23 protein-coding genes and 1 riboswitch are annotated in these 19,869 nt (G+C 36.3%); of the genes, 5 read left to right on the plus strand and 18 right to left on the minus strand.

Going from position 1 to position 19,869, the window contains the following annotated elements:
* Positions 1-315: 315 nt before the first annotated feature.
* The 3 genes from ACFFHF_RS22165 to ACFFHF_RS22175 all read right to left on the minus strand — a co-directional run bounded on the left by ACFFHF_RS22165 (position 316) and on the right by ACFFHF_RS22175 (position 1,492).
* The gene (locus tag ACFFHF_RS22165; protein WP_160549217.1) at positions 316-540 is read right to left on the minus strand and encodes a hypothetical protein; all 225 of its coding nucleotides are present in this window, start codon (positions 538-540) and stop codon (positions 316-318) included.
* Between the two features lie 106 nt (positions 541-646).
* Complete coding sequence (locus ACFFHF_RS22170; RefSeq protein WP_160549216.1) at positions 647-1,048, minus strand: hypothetical protein; 402 nt, start codon at positions 1,046-1,048, stop codon at positions 647-649.
* A gap of 168 nt (positions 1,049-1,216) precedes the next feature.
* Positions 1,217-1,492, minus strand: coding sequence for a hypothetical protein (locus ACFFHF_RS22175; protein ID WP_340904217.1), 276 nt, complete (start codon positions 1,490-1,492; stop codon positions 1,217-1,219).
* Between the two features lie 105 nt (positions 1,493-1,597).
* Between ACFFHF_RS22175 and ACFFHF_RS22180 the strand changes: the two genes are divergently transcribed.
* Positions 1,598-2,095: a GNAT family N-acetyltransferase gene (locus ACFFHF_RS22180; RefSeq protein WP_340904218.1), complete on the plus strand. Its 498-nt coding sequence runs from the start codon at positions 1,598-1,600 to the stop codon at positions 2,093-2,095.
* Between the two features lie 45 nt (positions 2,096-2,140).
* On the opposite strand, the gene ACFFHF_RS22185 is transcribed toward ACFFHF_RS22180, so the two are convergent.
* The gene (locus ACFFHF_RS22185) at positions 2,141-2,341 is read right to left on the minus strand and encodes a cold-shock protein (RefSeq protein ID WP_160549211.1); all 201 of its coding nucleotides are present in this window, start codon (positions 2,339-2,341) and stop codon (positions 2,141-2,143) included.
* Between the two features lie 221 nt (positions 2,342-2,562).
* Here ACFFHF_RS22185 and ACFFHF_RS22190 point away from each other — a divergent pair, with 221 nt between their 5' ends.
* The gene (locus ACFFHF_RS22190; protein ID WP_340904219.1) at positions 2,563-2,724 is read left to right on the plus strand and encodes a hypothetical protein; all 162 of its coding nucleotides are present in this window, start codon (positions 2,563-2,565) and stop codon (positions 2,722-2,724) included.
* Between the two features lie 133 nt (positions 2,725-2,857).
* The gene (locus tag ACFFHF_RS22195; RefSeq protein WP_377059090.1) at positions 2,858-3,484 is read left to right on the plus strand and encodes a LysE family transporter; all 627 of its coding nucleotides are present in this window, start codon (positions 2,858-2,860) and stop codon (positions 3,482-3,484) included.
* Positions 3,485-3,510: 26 nt separating this feature from the next.
* Here ACFFHF_RS22195 and ACFFHF_RS22200 read toward each other — a convergent pair whose 3' ends face one another.
* The 3 genes from ACFFHF_RS22200 to ACFFHF_RS22210 all read right to left on the minus strand — a co-directional run bounded on the left by ACFFHF_RS22200 (position 3,511) and on the right by ACFFHF_RS22210 (position 6,227).
* On the minus strand, positions 3,511-4,899 hold the full coding sequence (locus tag ACFFHF_RS22200) for an amino acid permease (protein ID WP_377059091.1): 1,389 nt from the start codon (positions 4,897-4,899) through the stop codon (positions 3,511-3,513).
* 82 nt (positions 4,900-4,981) lie between these two features.
* The gene (locus ACFFHF_RS22205; RefSeq protein WP_377059149.1) at positions 4,982-5,758 is read right to left on the minus strand and encodes an ATP-binding protein; all 777 of its coding nucleotides are present in this window, start codon (positions 5,756-5,758) and stop codon (positions 4,982-4,984) included.
* Positions 5,745-6,227 (minus strand): PAS domain-containing protein, encoded by a 483-nt coding sequence (locus tag ACFFHF_RS22210; protein WP_377059092.1) that lies wholly within the window; start codon positions 6,225-6,227, stop codon positions 5,745-5,747. The genes ACFFHF_RS22205 and ACFFHF_RS22210 overlap by 14 nt, the downstream gene beginning before the upstream one ends.
* Before the next feature lie 107 nt (positions 6,228-6,334).
* Here ACFFHF_RS22210 and ACFFHF_RS22215 point away from each other — a divergent pair, with 107 nt between their 5' ends.
* Entirely contained in the window at positions 6,335-6,631 is a 297-nt protein-coding gene (locus ACFFHF_RS22215) for a DUF6509 family protein (protein ID WP_160549207.1), read from the plus strand.
* An 18-nt stretch (positions 6,632-6,649) separates the two neighbouring features.
* On the opposite strand, the gene ACFFHF_RS22220 is transcribed toward ACFFHF_RS22215, so the two are convergent.
* The 10 genes from ACFFHF_RS22220 to ku form a co-directional block, all read right to left on the minus strand.
* Entirely contained in the window at positions 6,650-7,057 is a 408-nt protein-coding gene (locus tag ACFFHF_RS22220) for a cytosolic protein (protein ID WP_377059093.1), read from the minus strand.
* Between the two features lie 62 nt (positions 7,058-7,119).
* Positions 7,120-7,320: a cold-shock protein gene (locus ACFFHF_RS22225; protein WP_066047955.1), complete on the minus strand. Its 201-nt coding sequence runs from the start codon at positions 7,318-7,320 to the stop codon at positions 7,120-7,122.
* Positions 7,321-7,420: 100 nt separating this feature from the next.
* The gene (cshA, locus tag ACFFHF_RS22230; protein ID WP_340904230.1) at positions 7,421-8,869 is read right to left on the minus strand and encodes a degradosome RNA helicase CshA; all 1,449 of its coding nucleotides are present in this window, start codon (positions 8,867-8,869) and stop codon (positions 7,421-7,423) included.
* 195 nt (positions 8,870-9,064) lie between these two features.
* Complete coding sequence (locus ACFFHF_RS22235) at positions 9,065-9,265, minus strand: cold-shock protein (RefSeq protein ID WP_119708787.1); 201 nt, start codon at positions 9,263-9,265, stop codon at positions 9,065-9,067.
* 192 nt (positions 9,266-9,457) lie between these two features.
* Positions 9,458-10,303: a bifunctional 5,10-methylenetetrahydrofolate dehydrogenase/5,10-methenyltetrahydrofolate cyclohydrolase gene (locus tag ACFFHF_RS22240; protein ID WP_160549223.1), complete on the minus strand. Its 846-nt coding sequence runs from the start codon at positions 10,301-10,303 to the stop codon at positions 9,458-9,460.
* 73 nt (positions 10,304-10,376) lie between these two features.
* Positions 10,377-10,460: riboswitch (ZMP/ZTP riboswitch) on the minus strand.
* Positions 10,461-10,990: 530 nt separating this feature from the next.
* Positions 10,991-12,670 (minus strand): glycerol-3-phosphate dehydrogenase/oxidase, encoded by a 1,680-nt coding sequence (locus ACFFHF_RS22245; RefSeq protein WP_377059094.1) that lies wholly within the window; start codon positions 12,668-12,670, stop codon positions 10,991-10,993.
* A 166-nt stretch (positions 12,671-12,836) separates the two neighbouring features.
* Positions 12,837-14,327 (minus strand): glycerol kinase GlpK, encoded by a 1,491-nt coding sequence (gene glpK, locus ACFFHF_RS22250; protein WP_340904235.1) that lies wholly within the window; start codon positions 14,325-14,327, stop codon positions 12,837-12,839.
* 26 nt (positions 14,328-14,353) lie between these two features.
* A complete protein-coding gene (locus tag ACFFHF_RS22255; protein ID WP_119708791.1) occupies positions 14,354-15,175 on the minus strand; it encodes an MIP/aquaporin family protein in 822 nt (273 codons plus the stop codon).
* Positions 15,176-15,381: 206 nt separating this feature from the next.
* Positions 15,382-15,924 carry a glycerol-3-phosphate responsive antiterminator gene (locus ACFFHF_RS22260; protein WP_160549203.1) on the minus strand — a complete coding sequence of 181 codons (543 nt, stop codon included), beginning with the start codon at positions 15,922-15,924 and terminating at the stop codon, positions 15,382-15,384.
* Between the two features lie 116 nt (positions 15,925-16,040).
* Positions 16,041-16,880: a non-homologous end joining protein Ku gene (gene ku, locus ACFFHF_RS22265; protein WP_377059095.1), complete on the minus strand. Its 840-nt coding sequence runs from the start codon at positions 16,878-16,880 to the stop codon at positions 16,041-16,043.
* Between the two features lie 132 nt (positions 16,881-17,012).
* On the opposite strand from ku, the gene ACFFHF_RS22270 reads away from it, so the two are divergent.
* The gene (locus ACFFHF_RS22270) at positions 17,013-18,842 is read left to right on the plus strand and encodes a DNA ligase D (protein ID WP_340904239.1); all 1,830 of its coding nucleotides are present in this window, start codon (positions 17,013-17,015) and stop codon (positions 18,840-18,842) included.
* Between the two features lie 20 nt (positions 18,843-18,862).
* Here ACFFHF_RS22270 and dapF read toward each other — a convergent pair whose 3' ends face one another.
* Positions 18,863-19,837: a diaminopimelate epimerase gene (gene dapF / locus ACFFHF_RS22275; RefSeq protein ID WP_377059096.1), complete on the minus strand. Its 975-nt coding sequence runs from the start codon at positions 19,835-19,837 to the stop codon at positions 18,863-18,865.
* Positions 19,838-19,869 lie beyond the last annotated feature (32 nt).

Consider the following 19,869-nt stretch of genomic DNA (forward strand, 5'->3'; position numbering starts at 1 on the left):
CTTTCAATAGACTATTTCCAGTATATTTGAAAGCAAGCCAGCTTAGGGTAAACTGTTAAATCTTATTTGTGGAATTCTGTTTACTCTTAATTGTGGAAAACTGTTAATTCTAGTTTATCGTTTACACAGCAACTGTTCATTTACGGGGCCCATTGGAAGAAAGATCAACGGTAGATATTTCAGAACTCGAAGAAGTATAATAAAAAACAACCAAAAGGACTTCCAATTATGAAGCTTTTTGGTTGTTTTATTTTAAGGATTTATTTTTAATTTGGTCAAAAAAAAAGCATCCATACCATATGTGGACACTTCTGTTTATTTCCCTTCAGGCTGAGTACGTTTATCTTGGACCTTTTCATACCATAAATGCGCATGAGAGAACATTGTAAATAATAGAAAGAAATTCATTGACCATACACTTACAAAAGGTGCAATACCTCCAATTTCAATTGAGTGCCAACCTTTTAACTTCATGACTAAAAATAACTCAATGAATACGAGAAAAAAACCACCAATCCCAGCAATAATTGTTCGAAGCATATGACACCTCCACGATCTATACTGAATTTTATAATAATTATAACAAAATGTCACAAAAAGTTCAAATTTAAAAGGTTGGGCATAATTCTATGCCCAACCAGATTTCTTAACGGTTTCTACCTGTCATATTTCCATTATTTCCACCAAGGCCATTACGATCATTATTGTTATCATCATCATTAAGATCTAGGTCCAAGTCATTGTCATCGTTATCATTGTCAAAGATATCGTTATTTCGACCATTTCGATCATTATCAAAAATACCGTTATCATCGTTATTAAAGATCCCATTACCACGGTTACCGTTATTATTATTTAAAGTCCCTGTTCCACGGTTACCGTTATTGTTGTCTAATATACCGTTATCATCATTTTGGTTGTATCTTACCGGTCTATAATTGACATCATCATCATTGTTTAAGTTGTTATCATCTACTCCACAAGCAGACAATAATCCAAGTGTCATAACTGATGACATCGCTGTAAGAAGTACTTTTTTCTTTATCATTCGTGTTACCCACCTGATTTCATTTAGTGAAGCATCTTTAATTTGCTCTCATACAGGGGTTTTTAACCTACATTCCGTTGATTGTTTTTTGACACATGCTCCAATATAAGGTATTCAACTTTTTGAGATATCGGGCAAAATAAAAAAGCCACCACGGTGACTTTAATGCTAATTTTTTAGCTTATAGAACATTGCAATAAAGCCGTGTGGTTCTTCTCTCACCTTATAAGGAAACAATCCTTGATTCGTATGTAAATATAGAATTCCTAACTCTTCTGTCAATTTTCTAAAAGAAATATCATGAACATTGGAAAGTGAAAAAGTAGAAGCACTTGTAGTAATCTTATCTTTAAACATTTTTATTAATTGCTCTTGATGTAATACTACCTGTGTACCATCTACAATTTTTCTAGTTACAGTAAAATATCGCTGAGTCATAATCACAAGGAATGTTCTCCTTTTTTGTTTCTAATTATTACATTTGTGTTTTCATTTACCCATTGAAAAGGTAAAATAGTACACATATTTTATCTTATTGGAGGATTTACCATGTTGAACATTCGCGAAGCACAAATTAATGATTTACCTATCCTTTTATCAATATATAATGAGGCAATCGTAAATACAACCGCCACCTTTGATCTAGAACCAGAATCATTAGAAAAGAGAAAAATTTGGTTTGCCAAATACGGTGATAAATATCCATTAATTGTTTCTGAATGGAATGGTGAAGTGGTTGGTTATGGGAGCTTAAGTTCGTTCCGTGAAAAAGCGGCATTCAATTCAACCACTGAATTATCAATTTACATTTCTTCAGCGGCGAGAGGCTTAGGGATTGGCACAGCATTAATGTCTGAGTTAATTAAAAGAGCAAAAGAACAAGGATTCCATACAATGATCGGTGGGATAACAGCCGGAAACGAAGGAAGTATAGCCTTACATAAGAAGTTTGGATTTACATTAGCAGGACATTTTAAAGAGGTTGGGTATAAATTTGATGCTTGGCAGGATGTACTTTTCTATCAACTCATCCTTCCAACAGAGTAGAAGAAAAACTTTGAGAAAGGCTAGGATTAGCCTTTCTCTTTCATATTAGTATGACTTACTTGGATTGTTTAACACTTCGATGATTTTCGTTGATTGCTTCATTTCACTATGACATAAGGGGCAGCTTGGGCTTTCGGTGCTTTTAAAATTGTCACGAATCCAACACTTACAGCTTTCTGATGAGCAGATCCACACCTTTGTTTCTTCTTTCACAACTTCTTCTTGATTTTTTCTTCCGAATCCCATATTTCCCCTCCTAAAGTAGCTAAATAATAAAAAATCCAGCTATTATAAAAAAGAAGACCAATCTATCACCCTTTTTATAATAATTGGATTTTCTATTCCGCTTTTTATCCATTAATAATATTATACCACTGTTGTGAAAATTTGTATAGAAAACATTTTCCCAATAAATACTACGAAAGTGCATATACTAACCTTACATTGTATACGAAAGGAGACTACCAATGGATTATAGAAAGCAGAATAACTTCCAGGTTCCTTATAAAAAACAAACAACTAGTTACGGAATTGAAGAGGAGATGAGTCTTCAATCTATTCAATTTGCCACAACTCTTAATACTTACTTAAATGAACGAATTGATTCAGAATACCAAGAGAACGACTAACCCTTGTTCCCTTTAACATAATTATGTTAAAGGGAATTTTAATCTGAATTCACATTAATTTTTTTGTCGTACAAGCAATCCTTCATGAATACAATGTGTACGAGCAGTTGTATTTGATTGGAGGGAAATTGCTTTGGGTGTATTTTTCAGTTATGTGCTACTAGGTGTATCACTTGCTGCTCCAATTGGTCCCATTAATGCTGCACAAATGGATAAAAGCATTAAACATGGCTTTTTGAACGCGTGGGTGTTAGGCCTAGGGTCTGTGATAGCAGACATTATTTATATGCTACTAGTTTTTTTAGGATTTTCTCAGTTCATTGAAATTCCTATTGTAAAAATGTTTTTATGGTTATTTGGATTTTTTGTATTGGTCTACACTGGTGTGGAAGGGTTAATAGGTGCTGGAAAAATTGTCCTTAGCAATGGAAATAGGGATGCTTCTTTATCTAAATCTTTCTTCACTGGATTTTTCATGTCTATTTCTAATCCTCTAACTATTTTATTTTGGTTAGGTATATATGGGTCAGTATTAGCAAAAACCGCAACCATGTATGAACATACAGAGCTATTATACTTTAGCAGTGCCATCATTTTAGGACTTGTCATATGGGACGTGTGTATGGCAACAGTTGCAAGCAGCTTTAGGAAATTACTTACAACAAAATTGCTAACAATAATCACGATTATTTCTTCTATATCCTTAATTGGTTTCGGCTTATATTTCGGGTTTGAAGCGGTTAAAATCTTTATGAACTAAAATAAATGCCCCTAAAAATTAGGGGCTTATTGCCGTTTACGATAGTGTCGATGGCTTTTTATCTTACCATTGTGTATGTTTATTTTTTTCTTTTTAGCTCGGCCTTTGACAAAATGAGAGATGATGTCAGCCAAAACTATAATAAGCACTATTAAAAGACTGACAAACAATCCAGGTCGAGAAGAAGCATGTAATAACGTACCTGAAATAGCTAAAAGGATAAGTCCCAGCCCAATAAATCTCTTAATATGGTCCCAGCGAGAAAAAGTAATGAGACGAGGAGCGGAAAATAAAACCAGGATCCAATTGTATAAAAGCATTAATCCGGCTGCTGTTGTAATATATTCATAAATGGAGTCCGGCATCAACCGCGCAGTGACGATGGAGGCAACCAAACCTGATATGGTGACCAGTAAAGCTATTGGTGGTACTTTTAATTTCCCTTGCTTCGCTAATAATTTTGGAGCATCATGGTCGTCTGCCATTGTTACTAACATCGTAGTTATAGCGAATAACGATGCTGACATGGTGGAGAATCCTGCAATGATAAGAGCCCCATTAAACACATGTGGAACAAACCCTAAGTTGGCATATTCGTGAAGAGCACTAACAAAGGGACTTTTTTTATCGGAATGTTCTTGCCATGATATCATTGTGACAGCTAGAAATATTGTTATAAGGTAAATGGTTGTTAAGACGATGAGCATGATTTTCCCTGCTTTAGGGGCATCATCTTTGTTTTTCAAACGCGTGGCCATAATCCCCATAATTTCTATTCCGCCAAAAGCGTAAAATCCAAAAATTAGTGCAGACCATAAACCTTTTAATCCATTTGGCAATATTTCATTTTTGGCATTAGGGAAATGATCAAATCCCTTCTGACCGTCAATCACTCCCGTTAAAGCAAGAATTGCTATAATTATAAACATTAAAATAGCGGAAATCTTTATCACACCGAGGAGATTTTCTATCTTCTCGAACCCTTTATTACCTAGAAGAACAACAATAATACCTAGAGCAGCAAAAAAAGCGGAAAAGACCCATAAAGGGAAATTTGGAAACCAAAATTTAGCAAAGATCGAAAGAGCTGTAAGCTGACTTCCAGTTATCAGCATTTCTGACATCCAATATACCCATCCACTTGTAAATCCAGCCCATGGACCAAATGCCTTTTTCGCATATGCCCGAAATGATCCTTTTTGAGGGTCCTGAGCGGACATTCGTCCGAGAGAGTCATAAACAATATAAGTTCCTGTCCCTGCTATTAAAAAAGCCAATAGGACAGCTGGACCAGCCATTTGAATTCCGATACTTGAACCTAAAAAGAAGCCAGTTCCGATAATACACCCGACTCCAATTAAGGCTAACGCATACCAGGAAAGTCCCTCTTCGTTTCCTTTTGTCTTTTTATCCACATAATTCTCCCCTTTAATTACCTATTGTTCGATGAACAGGAAAGAGTTATGTATCTATAGAACAAAATGTTTTTATGTATGATTAAAGAGGTAGATTTCCTGTATAAACAGGCAAATAAATAAGAAAGCGGGTTCCTAAAGGACTGCTTTGAACATTCATCGTTCCATGATAGTTTTCAATGATTTTCTTTGAGACAGAGAGACCTAATCCAGTTCCCTCATCCTTTGTTGTGAAGAAAGGATCAAATACATGTTGGAGTAGGTTAGGCTCAATCCCAAGACCATTATCAACGAATTCAATGAATATTTTTGATCCTATCAATTCGGTTGAAATCATGATTTCCATTGTACTATCATCCTTGGCTTGCAAGGAATTTCTATATAAATTAGAGAAAACTTGGAATAACTCTTCTCGATCACCTACAAAGAAACCACCTGCAGATTCCTCACTAATTTTATATGTAATATTCACATTATGAAGCAGAGCATCACTGTTAAGAAAATGACCAAGGTAATCGATAAAGAAATCTTTCACCTCCAAAATTTCTCTCTTAACCGTACCAGGCTTCGAAATACGCAGAAAGTCGGTTATTATCTTGTTTGCGCGATCAATCTCTGGAATAAGAAGTGACTGAAACATCTCCGCAGTCTCCTCATCCACTCTCCCCTGTAACAATTGTAAAAAACCTCTTACAGTCGTTAAAGGATTTCGAATTTCATGAGCGATTCCCGCTGCTATTCTACTTGCTAAAGTTTGTTTTTCTGCTTCCTTAATATGATTTAAGAATCGAAATACACCAACGACGCGTTCAATCTTTCCTTCATAGTTCTTAATTAGTCTTGTATTAATAATTTTTATCTAATATTTCTTGATTAATAATTGGCATACCCGTTCGTAACGTCTCAAGCATTTTGATTTGTTCATCCGGAATCTGGAGTAGTTCTCGTAAATGCTTGCCAACTACATTTTCACGATCAACATGTAAATCGATTGCGGCCTGAGCATTGCAAAGAGTGACTATTCCTTCTGAATTAATAAATACAATATGATGCGGTACTACATCTAATATTTCATTTAGAAATATCTCAATTTCTTCAAAAGGAACCCTAGGAGTAGAGGTGATCTTTAGCTCTCTATTATTTGCTGTTGAATTTTTTATTAAATTTACGTTTTCATCCTTAGTAAGCTTCATTCTTAATTCCGGGTCACTATATGTAAAAGAAAAAGGCAGTAAAGACACAAACCTTTTGTAAAAAGACAATTCTTGCTTTAATTGTTCCATTTCTTTTATGTTATGATTAATTATCAAATGAAACTCTCCTAGCATGTAATGTTCTTCCTATTATTATACGCTTAGTACCTACTTATGAAAACTGCTTTTCCATCCAACAAAATAAGGGTATACTAATACAAGTTACAATCAGGAGGTAAAAGATGAAATTCACAGAATATACAGTTGAAAAAGTTGAAGACCCATTCAACATATTAACAGGAAATCGATATGAATTCTTGATCGATTTTACTGTGGAAGAAGAGGATGAATTGTACCGAGAACAAGGGCTTAAGTTAAAGGTCCTTTATATTGTTGACGACAATGGTCCACGTGTTTCACATTATCACATACTAGAATCAGACACAGAAAAGGTGCTGGAATTTGACTTAGAAGATGAAGAGATAAAACTGCTTCAATCATTTTGTAAAGAGCATTACCTAGAAGCTGAAGAGGAGTAAAAAGAGCAATCGCTCTCTTTACTCCTCTTCTACTTTTTTACCATCTTCAACAATATGATACATTAAATGCGCTAAATGGTGAATGGGCCCATACTCTTCTTCAGCCTCTTCCCCCTCACCATTCTCTTCGTTGTACTCTAAATCATTTAAATGAAGTGCTGCAAACTGATAAAAATCCTTAAGTTCGAACGCATAGCAACCACTAGGCTCTTCACTTTCTTCTTCATAGTAAAGAACCAGATATGATTCTTTCCCTTCTTTATCAACTGCATCAAAATAAACAAAAAAACCGATATTTGTATCTAATTCAAATAAATGACGCGTGCCACCTTCTGTTGCCAGGTGAAAATCTTCTTCATTCAGTTTATTAACTACCATCTTATCCACTTGATCTTCTTTATGGAAATTTACTGTGAATGATTTCATTTTAAACCTCCTATTTGTTTCAGACACAAAAAAGAGCTCTAAAAAGAGCTCTATTGGATCCATTAGATTTTATTAACATTAACAGCTTGTGGTCCACGCTGTCCTTGTTCGATATCAAAGCTAACTTCTTGACCTTCATCAAGAGACTTGAAGCCTTCGCTTTGAATTGCTGAGTAATGTACGAATACATCCTCTCCACCTTCAACCTCAATAAATCCAAAACCTTTTTCTGAGTTAAACCATTTTACTTTACCAGTTGCCATGTAAAAAATCCTCCTAAAATTTAAAAGCTCTTATTAATGATACCTTGTATCACATTTATATATTGCCTATTTTTTTAAATTTCAATCATAAAAATAGAAATTATTTTTGTTTTGCTGGTTTTCTGTTACGAGATCCTCTATCATCTCTGCGGTCTTTCCCTCGGAAATCCTTGCTTCTTCCACGGTCATTTGAGCGTGGACGGTCTCTAAAACCAGACTTTGGTTTACGTGAACGAATTGGTTCTACCGCTGTTAGCTTAATTGGAGTAACATCAGGTTCCTTAGTCAAAAGCTTTAATGTTGCAGCTAGTACCGTTACAGAGTCAATATCTTCTAATAACGACTCAGCAGCACGTTTGTAATCAGAGTAATCGTTATTTTCAATAACCTTCATAATTTTGTTAATGGTAGCTTCTTGGTTTCCAGCGATTACATCCTTATAAGAAGGAATTGGCTTTTTAACCATCTTTTTCTTTGTTACTTGCTCAATAATTTTCAAATGATCAAGTTCACGCGGGGAAACAAATGTATAAGCTAGACCCTTCTTCCCAGCACGTCCGGTACGACCAATTCGGTGTACATAGCTCTCTGGATCCTGTGGAATATCAAAATTGTACACGTGTGAAACCCCACTAATATCTAGGCCACGAGCAGCTACATCAGTTGCTACCATGATTTCAATTGTTCCATCCTTAAATCGACGAATAACTTGGTCACGCTTGGATTGTGGAATATCACCATGGATTCCTTCAGCTGAGTAACCGCGCTTGATTAACCCTTCAACCACTTCATCTACACGCTTCTTTGTTCGACCAAATACAATCGCAAGTTCTGGAGATTCAATGTCGAGTAAACTTGTTAACACATCAAACTTTTGTTTTTCATGTGTTTCAAGATAGAATTGCTCAATATTTGTAACTGTCATTTCCTTTGCTTTCACTTTTACAAGCTCAGGATTTTTCATGAATTTTTCTGCAAGAGTTTGAATTCTCTTAGGCATTGTAGCTGAGAAAAGTAAAGTTTGGCGTTCTTCAGGAATATCACTTAAAATTCTCTCGATATCTTCGATGAAGCCCATGTTTAGCATTTCATCTGCTTCATCTAGGACAACCATTTTAATATTATTTAGACGAATTGTTCTTCTGTCTAAATGGTCAATTAGTCGTCCAGGTGTTGCAGCAATGATTTGTGGTCGGTTTTTTAATGATCGAATTTGGCGATTAATATCTTGACCACCATAAATCGGAAGTGTACGAATTCCTTTTACTTGCCCAATTCGGTTTAATTCTTCAGCCACCTGAACGGCTAGTTCACGTGTAGGAGCTAATACAAGGCCTTGAATACCCTCTTGTAAATCCATCTTTTCTAGTAATGGAACACCAAACGCTGTTGTTTTTCCTGTTCCTGTTTGCGCTTGTCCAATCATGTCTCTTCCTTGAAGAGCGATCGGAATCGCTTGTGCTTGTATCGGTGTTGGTTCTTCAAACCCCATATTGGATACTGCTTTTTGTAATTCACTACTTAGACCAAAATCTGAAAATGTTGTCAAAGTTTTTTTCCTCCTTAATTTTAAACACATATATCATTATTTTGTACTTAGAATTATATTTTAAAGTTTTTTTTGTAATTTTTTTTGAGTGAAGGAATGATCGCGAGAGAATAAAACGGAGTTAATTATCATGGTTTCATTCCAAAGAAAAAGGTGATGCTTATATCAATGCATCACCTTAAATGACTCAATATATTAAGCTTTTTGAACGTTAGAAGCTTGTGGTCCACGGTTGCCTTCAACGATTTCGAAAGTAACTTCTTGGCCTTCTTCTAAAGTTTTGAAGCCTTCTGATTGGATTGCTGAGAAGTGTACGAATACATCTTGACCTTCAGCTGATTCGATGAATCCGAAACCTTTTTCTGCATTAAACCATTTTACTTTACCTGTGTTCATGTGTAAAACCTCCAAAAAATTGTTCACCATAAGTACTAAATATATAGATCAAAAACGTAAAAAGCCGTAACTAGCAAGGAAGGGAAGAAAATCGACCACATCCTGCAGTTACGACCACTTAACCAAAAATATATACCGAACTTTATAGCGTTAAACTCATATTAATCCAATATGCCGAATAAGTCAAGAAGATTAATTGGATTGAACTACTTCATTTTCTGCTTTTGACTGCAACGTGCGCTCCGCTGAATCAACTGTATGCTTTAAAAGCATAGCAATTGTTACTGGACCAACACCACCAGGCACTGGGGTAATAGCCGATGCTTTCTCAAAACATGAATCGTATTCTACATCTCCAATGTTTCCTGGGTTATAACCAGCATCTAAAATCACTGATCCTTCCTTCACCCAATCACCCTTAATAAAGTTAGGCTTACCTACTGCAGCAACAACAATATCAGCTTGTTTCACAATGTCTGGTAAGTTGTTTGTATATGAATGGCATGTAGTTACCGTAGCATTTTCATTTAATAATAAAGCCGAAACTGGCTTACCAAGAATTGGACTTCTCCCAACAACTACGGCATGCTTTCCTTGTACAGGAATTCCGTATTCTTTAATAATTGTTAAAATGGCAGCTGGCGTACAAGAAGGAAATACACCAAATCCTAATGCTGTTTGTCCATAACCAAAGCTAGTTACACCATCAACGTCCTTTTCAATGCTAATTGTATCGAACGCCTTTCTTTCATCAACATGCTCAGGCACTGGGTGCTGAAGGAGAATACCATTTACATTCTCATCGTTATTTAACTCGGTAATTGTGGCCAAAAGCTCCTCAGTAGTTGTGGTAGCTGGTAAATGAATTCTTTTTGAAACAATCCCTAACTTCTCACAGGCATTTCCCTTCATCTTCACATATGTTGCAGAAGAAGGATCATCGCCTACTAGAATAGTTGCCAAACAAGGAGTAACTCCCGCTTCCTTGAGCTTTTCCACTCTTTCCTTAAGAGAATTTTTAACTTTGTTTGCTACCATCTGACCATCCAAAATAACAGGTTTCGTCACGTTAACCCCTCCATATATTAGAAAAAGAGACAGACATTCGCCTTCTCTCTGCCCAGACGACCGGCTTAACAGCGACGCAGCTCCCTTGTGGTTGCTTCCACATTCGTCGTCAGTTACTGCGATTTCAAAAAATCTTTGTTAATTCATGCTTATTATATTCTTAAAACACATATATTTCAACTAAATAATATTTTAACGTTCGGGTTTTTCTTGAATACTTATATAGAAAACGGACAACTATTGTTGTCCGTTATGAAAACTCTTTTAAGATATGATTGGCTGTAGTAATTTACCTAAAACAATGAAAGCCCTACCTCTCTTCCATCCTTACGGTTCCTAGACCGCGCCAGTGTGAATCAGGCCCTGTAATTTATCAGGGTATGACACTCTTGTAAACTTAACTCTAAATCATTTGTTTGGAAATGAGTAAATAAAGAGAAAATACTTAAAAAAGAAGGGTTGTTGGGGAAACCGTCTAATGTAATTTTCTAATGGTATCATGGAATACCATTCTGAAGAGTATCAATTGTATTACAAACATTTTCTTCTTGAAGTTTTATAATTATCTGTATAAATAACAATCTACCTCAAAAGAGCAACAGAATTCATTTTATAACATTTTTTTACTTTTGTCAAAAAAACTCCCCATAAGGAGAGCTATGCTAACTTTACATTATTTTGATCATCAATCGGAACAGATGCATATAACACTTCCATTTCCAGTTCATTCTGATACTTCTGTTTGGTTTCTTTGTTCCAATCAAATTCTTCTGCCATAAAATCAATCACTTGGTTTTTATATGTTTTTACAGTAATTATGTCAAAAAGAAGGGTTCCAGTTCTCCGATTGAAGAAGTCAATGGGTGTATACGCCATTTCATGATCGATTGCGTATTTTAATTGTGCAAATAAAGTTACAGGGATTTGATATTTTCTTGCTTCCTCCTTATTTTTTTGGATAATCTCCAGTAAGATAGGCACGTTGGAGCCATACATTTTAATCAATTTCGTTGCCTCTTCGGGTGATAATCCTACTTCAACTCCCTTTTTGACTTGATAAGAAATATACATATTAAATCCTTTACTTCCCCCAACATCGCCTCCAGAAATAGGATAATCCTTTGTGCGACAACCTGAGAATTTCTCTCCTAATTCTTCCTTATATTTTTTCGCTAATAAGTCAACCACTGTCTCTGCCATTTTTCTATAGCCTGTTAATTTTCCACCCGCGATTGTAATTAAACCTGATTTCGATTCCCAAATCTCGTCTTTTCTTGAAATTTCAGAAGGATTTTTTCCTTCCTCCCAAATTAATGGTCTAACTCCAGCCCAATTCGATTCAATATCTTCAGCAGTAATATGAACCGTTGGAAACATATAGTTGATACTAGAGATAATATAATCTCGGTCGCTCGCTGTCATCCTAGGTTCGGCAATGGACTCGTCATAGAAAGTATCTGTCGTACCTACATAAGTTTTGCCATTCCTTGGAATGGCGAAAACCATTCTACCGTCAGGTGTATCAAAGTAAATCGCCTGTTTGAGCGGAAACCTTTTTTGATTAATAACAATATGAACACCTTTGGAAAGCTTTAGGACCTTCCCAGATTTAGATCGATCAAGTTCCCGAATACTATCTACCCATGGACCAGCTGCATTAATCACTTTCTTGGCCCGTATTTCATAGGATTCTCCGCTAATTAAATCACTTACCTTCGCACCTACAATTTTTCCATGCTCATAAAGTAGTTTTTCTACCTTTGTATAATTGATCGCACATGCGCCCTTATCAACTGCTGCCTTCATTACTTCTATTGTGAGCCTTGCATCATCCGTACGATATTCAACGTAGTAACCACCACCCTTTAACCCCTCCTGCTTCACTAGCGGTTCCTTAGTAAGGGTCTCATTTGCAGAAAACATCACTCTTCTTTCTAACTTTTTAACTCCTGCTAAAAAGTCATAAACACGTAATCCTACTGAGGTACTAAACTTCCCAAATGTCCCTCCTTGGTGAAAAGGGAGCAGCATCCATTCTGGGGTAGTTACATGTGGACCATTCTCATAAACAATGGCTCTTTCCTTACCAACCTCCGCCACCATTTTCACATGAAATTGTTTTAAATAGCGCAATCCACCATGAACAAGCTTTGTTGATCGACTGGAAGTTCCAGCAGAAAAATCTTGCATATCTACAACTGCCGTTTTCATTCCACGAAGGGTGGCATCAAGCGCAATACCTGCACCAGTAATTCCACCGCCAATAACTAAGACATCATAATGTTTTGTTGAAAGTTCACTTACTAGAGGTTTTCTTTGTTTATTTGAAAAACTCATCCCTTTTCCCCCTATTTCTAATTAGAGTGAATAAAAAAGACCACAAAATGCACTATCCATTAAGATAATGATTTTGTGGTCTCTCCAATTCTCCAACCTGAATTATTAACTTATCTTTATTATACCAAAATGACTGTCACTGGTAAACATTTAAACTATATTTATATTACTTAAATGCCATTGTTGCATGAACAGCTCTTTTCCATCCAGAATAAAGCTCTTCTCTTTTATCAGAATCCATTTTCGGTTCAAAAGCCCGATCAACTGCCCATTGCTTAGCAATATCTTCTCTACTTTCCCAATATCCAACCGCTAAACCAGCTAAATATGCAGCGCCTAGCGCGGTTGTTTCATTTACTTTAGGTCTTTCCACTGGTACGTTCAAAATATCAGATTGAAAGCTCATTAAGAAGTCATTCTTAACAGCCCCTCCATCTACTCTTAATGCTTTTAATTCAATACCGGAATCCGCTTCCATTGCAGAAAGTACGTCCCTTGTTTGATAAGCCAATGATTCTAGAGTAGCGCGAACAAAATGTTCTTTCGAAGTCCCTCGAGTTAACCCAAACACTGCACCGCGAACATCACTATCCCAATAAGGTGTACCCAATCCAACGAAGGCAGGAACAACATATACCCCTTCTGTTGAATCTACTTTCGACGCGTAGCTTTCACTATCCGCAGCATTCTTTAACATTCTGAGTCCATCACGAAGCCATTGAATGGCAGAGCCAGCTACGAATATACTTCCTTCTAGTGCATACTCGACTTTTCCGTCTACCCCCCATGCTAACGTAGTTAGTAAGCCATTGTCGGATTTCACTGCTTTCTCACCCGTGTTCATGAGCATAAAGCATCCTGTTCCATACGTATTTTTAGCCATCCCTTCACTAAAGCAAGCCTGACCAAACAAGGCAGCCTGTTGGTCTCCAGCAATTCCCGCAATCGGAACCTCTTGGCCAAAGAAATGATAATCAATCGTATGTGCATACACTTCTGAGGAAGGACGGACTTCAGGAAGCATGGATTTTGGAACTGATAAGATTTCAAGAAGCTCCTCATCCCATTTTAAATCGTAAATATTATACATTAATGTACGAGATGCATTTGAATAATCGGTTACATGAGCCTGCCCACCAGATAGCTTCCATACGAGCCAGGTATCAATTGTTCCAAAAAGGAGTTTTCCTTGATCTGCCTTTTCTCGAGCACCTTCTACATTGTCGAGAATCCATTTAACCTTTGTTCCTGAAAAATATGCATCGATAAGAAGTCCTGTTTTATCTCTGAATAATTCATTATATCCTTTCGCTCTTAATTCATCACATATTCCACTTGTTTGTCTCGATTGCCATACAATCGCATTATAGATCGGAAGTCCTGTTTCCTTATCCCAGACTACAGCCGTCTCACGTTGGTTTGTTATTCCTACTCCAGCAATTTGCTCTGGTTTCACATTCGATTCTGACATGACACTCGCAATAACAGCTAATATGGACCCCCAAATTTCACTTGCATTATGTTCAACCCAACCTGGCTTTGGAAAAATTTGAGTAAATTCCTTCTGAGCTACGTGGACGATTTCTCCCTCTTTGTTAAACAAAATCGCTCTCGAGCTTGTTGTACCTTGATCCAAAGATAAGATGTACTTTTCCATTAAAAGTTCCCCCTAATAGATTAAATTTATGCTGCTTGTGAGGCAGTCGTATTACTTGATTGTTTTTTACCAAAAACATATGATAATGAAAGAACCACTATTGAAGCGCCTACTACCGGCCAAGTGTAGGAACCTGCTTCTCCTAGAAAGACTGTTTTGTAGAAAACTGCTCCTAATGCACCACCAAGAATTGGGCCAACAACTGGAATCCAGGAATAGGCCCAGTTCGAACCACCCTTTCCTGGGATGGGAAGTAGAAAATGCGCAATTCTTGGACCTAGATCACGAGCGGGGTTAATCGCATACCCGGTAGTTCCTCCAAGTGACATACCAATAACCACAATTAAAAGCCCCACTGCAATCGGATTAAGTCCTTCTGTGAAATTATTTGCTCCGATAAATAATAATCCTAATACTAAAATAAAAGTACCGAACATCTCACTAAATACGTTTGAGAACGTATGTGGAATAGCAGGACCAGTTGCAAACACACCTAGCTTCGTGCCAGGGTCTTCTGTACCTTTCCAATGAGGAAAATAATGTAAAAATACTAAAGTAGCTCCTATTATAGCACCAAGCAATTGAGCAATTATGTAACTCGGTACATCTGCCCAAGGAAAACTTCCATTCACCGCAAGCGCAACCGTTACAGCAGGATTTAAATGAGCCCCACTAATAGAGCCTACTGCAAAAACAGCCATTGTTACTGCTAAACCCCACGCTAGAGTAATCACAATCCAACCAGGATTGTTTGAGTAACTCCCCTTCAGAGAAGAACCCGCTCCAATTCCCGCTCCAAACACAATCAAAATCATGGTTCCAATCACTTCACCTAAAAACGGCGACATACACATACCCCTTTCTTATTTTAAAATTTCAAGCCATCACTTTGGAACATCAAAAAAAGACCCACGACAGAATACACCATTTAGGTAATCTGCGTGAGTCTCCTCTTCTCCGTCACAAATGATTAACTTGTATTTACAGTATATTAATATTTGAAAACGCTGTCAATAATTATATTAAAAATTTGCTATATTTTTAAGTTAGTAGATTAAAATAAATCCCATAGTTCCTTTTTCGAAGTGGTTATAGACGTAGCCCCAGCCTTTAATGCATTATTAACTTCATCTCGCGTTCGAATTAGTCCTCCAGCAAAAATTGGGGTATCAAGTCTATTTTTCACTTCATTTATCATCCATGGCATAGCCCCAGGAAGTACTTCAATATAATCTGGTCTCGTTTTATTCACTAGCTTATAGCTCTTTTCTAGTGCATGGGAATCTATTAAAAAGATTCTTTGAACTGCGATTACCCCTTTTTGTTTTGCTTTTAATATGACACTTGATTTTGTAGAGATGATTCCATATGGCTTAATTTCCTGGCAAATATATTCGGTACCATAATCATCATTTTTCAGCCCATGAATCATATCAACATGGTAGATCATATCCTTCCCATGCGCCTTTGCTAATTGATTAATATTTTTCAATTGAGCGATATGCGTTTCAAGGAATACCCCTACTCGATACGGGCTTTTTAAAAACAACTCAAAATCCTTTAAATTTGATGATGCTGGTAATATTTTTTGATCCATTCTCTCACATCCTTATCTATAATCTTATTTTGTATACAAATAATTCTCAAGGACTTTTTAAAGACTTGCATGAACTCAAACAAAAAAGTCAACCCTAAATGGTTTGACTTTTTTTCTTAAGCCTGCTTTTTTGTTTTGACTGTTGTTCGTTTTTTCTTTGGAGCTTCTGTCGATGTTTGTTTCGGCTTTGTTTTATCAATTGATGCTTGTAGTGCAGCCATTAAATCTGTGACATTGGATTTTTGTTCTTTTTCAACTGGCGTAACTATTTCTTTACCAGAACGCTTAGATTCAATCAATTCAATTAAAGCGTTTCGATAATCATCCGTGTATTTTTCCGGATTAAATGTTGTGGTTAATTGATCAATCAACATGATCGCGGTATCAAGTTCTTTTTCGGTTACTTTGTCTTCTGCGGGAACATTAGGAACATCAGCAGCAGATCTTACCTCATCAGGAAAATGAATGGTTTCCATTACCAATGAGTTTTCAAACACTCGTATGACAGCCATTTGTTCTTTTGAACGAATGATTATTTTGGCTAGACCAACCTTTTCTGATTCTTGCAGCGCCTTTCTTAATAAGGAGTATGCTTTTCCACCCCCATCACTTGGGGACATGAAATAGCTTCGATCATAATAGATTGGATCAATTTCCTCCATTTTTACGAAATCTATAATCTCAACTGCCTTTTCTTCATTTTCTTTTTTTAATTTATTCAAATCCTCGTCTTCAAGAATAACGAATTTCCCTTTTGTGTATTCATATGCTCGAACAATTTCCTCCTGCTTCACTTCTTCATCGCAAACAGGACAAGTTTTTTCATATTTTATCGGAGAGTGACATTTCTTGTGTAATGTCCGAAGCTTGATATCCTTATCTTCTGTTGCAGAATGAAGCTTGATTGGGATATTCACGAGTCCAAAGCTGATACTCCCTTTCCATATTGTATGCATGTGTATTCTCCATTCCTATTTTCCATTTTTATTATTTTTTGTTTAATAAAACACATTATCCTACTTACAATTTGGAAAAAGAGTAAGTATCTGATGATATTGGAAAACTAAAAAGTAAGGAGAGTGATTCGTTTGAAACCAATGCTACCAACTTTAACATTCGAAGTACCACAGGGTGATAATTGGAACTACGAAGTAAAATACGATGGCTTTCGTGCCCTTTTATTTTGGGACAAGGAAATAAAATTAATAAGTAGAAACGGAAACTCCTTACTCGAAATTTTTCCGGAAATAAAAATTTACCTAGAAAAAAATTATGAAGTGTTTAAAACATTCCTCCCCCTGGTGCTTGATGGGGAGTTAGTGGATCTTGAAAATGAATATAAAGCCGATTTTAGCAGTATTCAAGTTCGCGGCAGAATGCGCAGTAAAAAAAAAATACTCGAAAAAGCATTACATAATCCATGTCGTTTCCTTGTATTCGACTTATTATCGATTAACGGAAACTTATGCAGTGATAGGAAATATGTTGATCGTAAAAAATCACTTTTAAAGCTTTTTAAAGATTCTCAATTGCCCACAACTCCCAATCCTTTAAGTACAGATTTGATTCAGTTAATTCCCGCTTATAAAGATTATCAAGCCGTTTGGGAACAAGTCGTTTTACATGATGGTGAAGGAATTGTGGCCAAACAAGATTCAAACCAGTGGGAGGAAGGCAAACGAACCACTCTTTGGCTAAAATTTAAAAACTTTAAATATGTATCCTGCTTTGTAACCGCATACGAAAAATCAAATGGCTATTTTTATGTGGGCGTTTTTAGAGATACCAAAATTTATCAAATTGGCCAATTTTTATTCGGCATCAAGCCTGAGGAAAAACAAGCACTATTCCAAATTATCAAGGATAATAAATCAAGTGAAGATGACCGGTTCATCTACGTCCAACCTGCCATTTGTTTGGAAATCAAATACTTGGAATTATATGATGAGCAAATGCGGGAACCACATTTTGAACGATTCCGATTTGACCTTACACCTAAGGATTGTACATATGATAAATTTGTACACCAACAAAAAAACATGCCTAATGACATTGAAATTTCCCATCCGGACAAACCTTTATGGGAATCACCTTCTGTAAAAAAAATCGACTTTATTCATTATTTACAGGAAATTTCACCATACTTTTTACCATATTTACAAAACCGGTTACTAACGGTGATACGATATCCGCACGGAATGTTCGGGGAAGCCTTTTATCAGAAAAACTGCCCTGAATATGCACCAGATTTTGTACAAACTTTCATGCATGAAGGAATAAACTATATTGTCTGTAATAATTTAAAAACCCTAATATGGTTAGGTAACCAGCTGGCATTTGAGTTCCATATTCCTTTTCAAACTCTATCAAGTAACGGACCAAGTGAAATTGTGTTAGATTTGGATCCTCCTTCTAACAAGGAGTTTAAACTAGCAATTAAAGCTGCTCAAATGATCAAAGAAGTCCTCGATCAATTAAATCTTATTGGGTTTGTAAAAACATCAGGAAATAAAGGGCTACAGATTTATATCCCACTTCCTGAAAATGAATTTACTTACGAAGATACAAGGCTGTTTACTGAGTTCATAGCAGAATATTTGATCTCGAAAGCACCTGATTCATTTACAATTGAGCGCTTAAAGAAAAACCGGCAAAATAAATTGTATATCGACTATATTCAACATGCAGAAGGGAAAACCATTATAGCACCTTATTCTGCTAGGGGAAATGACACGGCTGCTCTGGCCACTCCCTTATTTTGGGAAGAAGTAACTGACGAACTACGTATGGAGGATTTTACTATTTTAAACATGATGAAGCGTATAAACGAAAAGGGCAACCCTTTTCAATCCTATTTTGAGACGAAACAAAAACAAAACTTTTCACCCATACTTGAGTTTTTAAAACAAAAAAAATAGCCGGGATAACCCGGCTTTCCTTACATCCATTCATTTAACACTTGTTTTGAATGTTCTTCCAAGCTCTTATATTGACTAATTTCTTTTGTAATTTCTTCCTTTTTCAAATAAGAAAAAACTTGTTGTTCCAACTGAATTTCTATCTGGAAACGATGCGTAAAGGTTGCATTTCCGATTAAATCAATTTTGAAGGAATTATCAACTTTATGTGCGACACAGCGTACCTTGCCACCTGGATTATACACATCAACCGGTTGTTCAAACTCATTTAGGCCAAGTAAACAAGAAACAAGTGTAGAAGCGGACATTGCTGTTCCGCAAGCATTCGTAAAGCCAACGCCTCTTTCAAATGTACGCACAAAGATACTTCCTTTCTGAAGTGGCTTTACGAAACTCACGTTTACTCCATCTGGAAATAACTTGTTTGGACTATTTACCTTTTCACTCAATTCTTTTTGTACATTTGATTGTATTTGATCTTTTGTCACTATTCCAATCAGATGAGGGTTAGGTACTGCTACAGCAGTGAACTTAATTTCTGAAAGCTCTTGTATGGGTTCATCTATTAATGTTTGTTGATTTAAAGTTAATGGAAGATCATTAAGTTCAAAAGAAACAGGAGAGATTTCTACCTGATAAGTTGGGATTTCTCCAAGAATGCTTTCGCGCTCATTCACTACCAAATTTGCTTTCATCGTTTCTACGACCGCACTTTGGATGGAAAGTTTTTCACAAACATAACGGGCCACACAGCGTAATCCATTTCCACACATTGACGCCTCAGATCCATCTGCATTAAATACTCTCATTTTGGCATCAAAATTCTCACTGCCTAGTACGAATAAAATCCCATCAGCACCTACGCCATTTTCTCTATTACAAAGAAGTAGCGCAATCTCGGAACGCAGTTGCTCAGTAAATAAAGGTTTTGTCATTTCATCAATGATGAGGAAGTCATTATTTGACCCATGACATTTTAAAATTTCTAAAATCACATTTAAACCTCCGTAAACATACATATTAATAA

Source organism: Robertmurraya beringensis (assembly GCF_042433785.1).
Lineage (GTDB): Bacteria > Bacillota > Bacilli > Bacillales > Cytobacillaceae > Robertmurraya_A > Robertmurraya_A beringensis.

Coding starts and splice junctions, on each gene's coding strand:
- ACFFHF_RS22165 (WP_160549217.1), bottom strand. CDS start 540: ATGCTTCGAACAATTATTGCTGGGATTGGTGGTTTTTTTCTCGTATTC.
- ACFFHF_RS22170 (WP_160549216.1), bottom strand. CDS start 1,048: ATGATAAAGAAAAAAGTACTTCTTACAGCGATGTCATCAGTTATGACA.
- ACFFHF_RS22180 (WP_340904218.1), top strand. CDS start 1,598: ATGTTGAACATTCGCGAAGCACAAATTAATGATTTACCTATCCTTTTA.
- ACFFHF_RS22185 (WP_160549211.1), bottom strand. CDS start 2,341: ATGGGATTCGGAAGAAAAAATCAAGAAGAAGTTGTGAAAGAAGAAACA.
- ACFFHF_RS22190 (WP_340904219.1), top strand. CDS start 2,563: ATGGATTATAGAAAGCAGAATAACTTCCAGGTTCCTTATAAAAAACAA.
- ACFFHF_RS22210 (WP_377059092.1), bottom strand. CDS start 6,227: ATGCTAGGAGAGTTTCATTTGATAATTAATCATAACATAAAAGAAATG.
- ACFFHF_RS22215 (WP_160549207.1), top strand. CDS start 6,335: ATGAAATTCACAGAATATACAGTTGAAAAAGTTGAAGACCCATTCAAC.
- ACFFHF_RS22220 (WP_377059093.1), bottom strand. CDS start 7,057: ATGAAATCATTCACAGTAAATTTCCATAAAGAAGATCAAGTGGATAAG.
- ACFFHF_RS22225 (WP_066047955.1), bottom strand. CDS start 7,320: ATGGCAACTGGTAAAGTAAAATGGTTTAACTCAGAAAAAGGTTTTGGA.
- ACFFHF_RS22235 (WP_119708787.1), bottom strand. CDS start 9,265: ATGAACACAGGTAAAGTAAAATGGTTTAATGCAGAAAAAGGTTTCGGA.
- ACFFHF_RS22240 (WP_160549223.1), bottom strand. CDS start 10,303: ATGGTAGCAAACAAAGTTAAAAATTCTCTTAAGGAAAGAGTGGAAAAG.
- ACFFHF_RS22245 (WP_377059094.1), bottom strand. CDS start 12,670: ATGAGTTTTTCAAATAAACAAAGAAAACCTCTAGTAAGTGAACTTTCA.
- glpK (WP_340904235.1), bottom strand. CDS start 14,327: ATGGAAAAGTACATCTTATCTTTGGATCAAGGTACAACAAGCTCGAGA.
- ACFFHF_RS22255 (WP_119708791.1), bottom strand. CDS start 15,175: ATGTCGCCGTTTTTAGGTGAAGTGATTGGAACCATGATTTTGATTGTG.
- ACFFHF_RS22260 (WP_160549203.1), bottom strand. CDS start 15,924: ATGGATCAAAAAATATTACCAGCATCATCAAATTTAAAGGATTTTGAG.
- ku (WP_377059095.1), bottom strand. CDS start 16,880: ATGCATACAATATGGAAAGGGAGTATCAGCTTTGGACTCGTGAATATC.